Source organism: Ameyamaea chiangmaiensis, from assembly GCF_013376175.1.
Taxonomy (GTDB): domain Bacteria; phylum Pseudomonadota; class Alphaproteobacteria; order Acetobacterales; family Acetobacteraceae; genus Ameyamaea; species Ameyamaea chiangmaiensis.
The window spans coordinates 1-3,419 of the sequence record NZ_JABXXR010000218.1 but is presented as its reverse complement, the minus strand read 5'-3'; the positions used below and the strand labels follow the sequence as shown (position 1 = coordinate 3,419).

Below are 3,419 nucleotides of genomic sequence, written 5' to 3'. Positions count from 1 at the left end.
TCTGCTGTTCATCGCCAAGAACCTCGAACGCATCGGCGATCACACCACCAACATTGCCGAACGTGTCTTCTACGCCGCCACGGGAAACATGCTGCCCACCATGCGGCCGCGTGGTGTTCGGCGGCGCGGTGCGGCAACGGGCGATGGAACGGGTACTGCCGACGCGCCATCCGTGTGATAATGCGGGTGGAAAACCTTACATTTCGTATCATCATCGCCTGATTTCAGGCGGTTGGGCCCTATTTATAGTCTCCTGAACGCGGGGCGTGGTTTCCGCGTGATCCTTTGGAGATGACAGAGATGAAGCGCAAAAACCTTTGGGCTGCCGCGACCGTTCTTACGGGGCTGGCCCTTGTGGGCGTACAGGGGGGCAATGCCGCGCCGCCGCCACCTCCACCGGGCGGGATGGGTGGACACGGCCATTTCGGGCCGCACGGCCACATGTTCATGCCGCTGCTGCAGGGCGTGGATCTGACGCCCGCCCAGCATAAGCAGATTCAGGACATCATGAAGTCGGCCCATCACCCGGACGAGGCATCATGGAAGCAGGCCGAGTCGCTGCATCAGCAAATCGAGGCGCTTCTGTTCACGCCCGGCAAGGTCGATGAGGCGAAACTTCAGGACCTGAGCCGCCAGATCGACGCGCTCCACACGCAGGAAGAGGCCGATCGTCTGGCGATCGCCATCAAGATCCACGACGTCCTGACACCTGAGCAGCTGCAGCTTGCCCAGCAGAACCAGGCCAAGATCCGCAGCCTGACCGAACAGCTCGATGTCCTGACGCGGCCACCCCATCCGCCGATGGATCATGGCGGCGAGTGAGCCATTGCGCGCACCCCCGGCCTTGACCCCCCGGGGGACGTTCGGGCTCCGACGGCGATTGCGCCGTCGGAGCCTTTTTTATGTCTGGCCGGCCGCCGTCAGTCTCTGGCCGGGGCGACACGCCCGTCGCTGTAGACGATGTGGCCGCCCACCATCGTCAACATGACGTGCGTGTTGGCAATGTCATCGGCCGGCACCCGCAGGACGTTGCGGTCCAGCACGATCAGGTCGGCGAGCTTGCCGCTCTCGAGGGAGCCGGTCTGGTCGTCCGATCGCAGTTCCCACGACGAATTCATCGTGATGTCCCGCAGGACGCTGGGACGCGACAGCGGCGGCTGGGCACCGAGCTGGCCACGGTAACGCGGATCGGAGTCGGGCGCGTTGCGGCGGGTGGCCCCGACCTTGAGCGCGAACCATTCGTCGAGCTTGTCCACCGGCCAGTCACTGCCATAGGCGATCCGGGTGCCGGTGCGTTCCAGAAGGGAGGCCGGCTCCATGTCCGCGAAGCGCTCGGGACCCAGATAATCCCGGCCGGAGTCGATCGTATCGGGCGCGGGCTTTTCCCATTGGAAGGACAGCACCGCGACCGCATCGAGCGGCTTGTAACGTCCACGATCGGCGGGGGCGACCAGTTCGTCGTGGGCGATCGCCGGTCGCATGTCCACGCCCGGTTCCGCCTTGCGCACGGCCGCCACGGCATCGAGCGCGATACGCACCGCGCCGTCCCCGTCGGCATGCATGTGGGGATCGAACCCGGCGTCCGCGATGGCGCGCAGAAGCGGCGCAAGCTCGGCGGGCGGGAAGTAGGGCGCGGGGCCGCGCGAGGTACCGGGCTGCCAGTCCGGATGGTCCACGGTGCCGCGATTGACGTAGTACGGGTCAATCTCCACGCCCGTCAGGGCGGGTGCCGCGATCACGCCATCCATGAACAGCTTGGCGTTGCGCACGGAAATCCCCGGTGTCGTCCCGAGGGCGCCCTGGTCGAAGCTTCGCGCCTGTTCGCGCAGATGCGCGACGACCTTGGCGGGATCGCCGGCGTCCTTGGGGTCCACCCAGACGGCGAAATGCGCGCGGGCGGTCAGGCGCCCCTGGCGCTGGAGGGCCGTGAACGCTTTCAGGTCGGGGTCCTCGGCCCAGGCATCGAGAAAGCTGGTGACGCCCTGATGGCGCATCGCGCGCAGGGCGGCGTCGGCCGCGTGGACGTCGTCTTCGTCCGACGGGGCCGGCAAAACCGCGTTCACGAGCGTGGCCGCGGTGTCCTCAAGCAATCCCGTCGGCGCGCCCTGTGCGTCGTGAAGGATCGCCCCGCCGGCAGGGGCTTTGGTGGCGGCGGTGATGCCGGCCCTCTTCAGGGCAGCGGAATTCAGCAGGAAGGAGTGGAAAAAGGAGGACTGGACCATGATAGGCGTGTCCGGGGCGATCGCATCGAGGACCGACTTGTCCAGCACCGTGCCCGCGGGGCGCATGGCCTCCTGAAACCAGCTGTTGACGATCAGCCAGCCCTTCGGCTTGGGCTGACGCGGGTCGGCAAGGCACGCGCGAATCCGGTTCTGGAAGTCCGGCACGGTCAGGGGCTGGTAATCGAGGGAGCAGCCGATCAGCAGACGGCCACCTGCCAGGGGATGCATATGCCCGTCGACCAGTCCGGGCATCACCATGCGCCCCTTGAGGTCGATCACCTGTGTCGAGGGGCCGACGAAACGCTTTACCCCGCCGGTCGTGCCGACATAGATCACCCGGCCGTCCCGGACGGCCAGTGCCTGCGCGACGTGATCCGCCGGGTCGACGGTATAGACAAAGCCGTTTTCCAGCACGCTGTCGGCGCTGGGCGATGAAGCGGCAGCCGCCCCGCCCGCGCCGAGCAGGACGGTCGCGAGGGGCAGGAGCCAGTGGAGGCGAAAGCGGTGCAACGGCGGGACTCCTTCGCAATGACGGCGCGCGCCGACGGGCACGGGTGCTGTCCCCTTAACGGGCCGAAGCGCGTTTCGTCAAAAAACCGAAATGAAATATGGAGTGCGACACCGCGTCGCGGGCCCGGCGCGGGTGCGCAGTGCTTGACATCCCACCCGCCGGGCGCGTAGACCGCCCCCATATCCATGTCACGCCACACCGCGAAGGCTCGCGCAGTGGCGCGTTATCTTTTGGGATGAGGCCTTCTTGTTCGAAGCACTCTCAGGCAAGCTTTCCGGCGTATTCGACGGGCTCTCCAAGCGGGGCGCCCTGTCGGAGGCCGACGTCGCCGAGGCGATGCGCGAGGTTCGCCTTGCGATGCTCGACGCGGACGTGGCTCTGCCCGTCGTCAAGGACTTCGTCACCAAGGTGCGCGAGCGTGCCGTCGGGCATGAGGTGCTGGACAGCATCTCGCCCGGTCAGGCCGTCGCCAAGATCGTCAATGACGCCCTGATCGACGCTCTGGGCGGCGCTGGCGCGGTGCCCCTCAACCTGAACGCCGTGCCGCCGGTTCCGGTGCTGATGGTGGGTTTGCAGGGGTCGGGCAAGACGACGACGTCGGGCAAGATCGCCCTGCGGCTGGCCCGGCGCGAGCGCAAGCGCGTGCTCCTCGCCAGTCTGGACACGCAGCGCCCGGCCGCCCAGCT

4 protein-coding genes are annotated in these 3,419 nt (G+C 67.1%); 3 read left to right on the top strand and 1 reads right to left on the bottom strand.

What is annotated here, in order from left to right; genetic code table 11:
• Both HUK82_RS15400 and HUK82_RS15395 read left to right on the top strand, forming a co-directional pair.
• Window positions 1-178: PhoU domain-containing protein (locus HUK82_RS15400; protein WP_305144415.1), on the top strand; the 178-nt coding region annotated here is incomplete at its 5' end.
• A 122-nt stretch (window positions 179-300) separates the two neighbouring features.
• On the top strand, window positions 301-822 hold the full coding sequence (locus HUK82_RS15395; protein WP_176614782.1) for a Spy/CpxP family protein refolding chaperone: 522 nt from the start codon (window positions 301-303) through the stop codon (window positions 820-822).
• A 98-nt stretch (window positions 823-920) separates the two neighbouring features.
• On the opposite strand, the gene HUK82_RS15390 is transcribed toward HUK82_RS15395, so the two are convergent.
• Window positions 921-2,732, bottom strand: a complete 1,812-nt coding sequence (locus HUK82_RS15390; RefSeq protein WP_246495046.1) for an amidohydrolase — start codon at window positions 2,730-2,732, stop codon at window positions 921-923.
• A gap of 247 nt (window positions 2,733-2,979) precedes the next feature.
• Between HUK82_RS15390 and HUK82_RS15385 the strand changes: the two genes are divergently transcribed.
• A partial coding sequence (locus tag HUK82_RS15385) for a signal recognition particle receptor subunit alpha (RefSeq protein ID WP_176614781.1) occupies window positions 2,980-3,419 on the top strand: 440 nt, incomplete at its 3' end.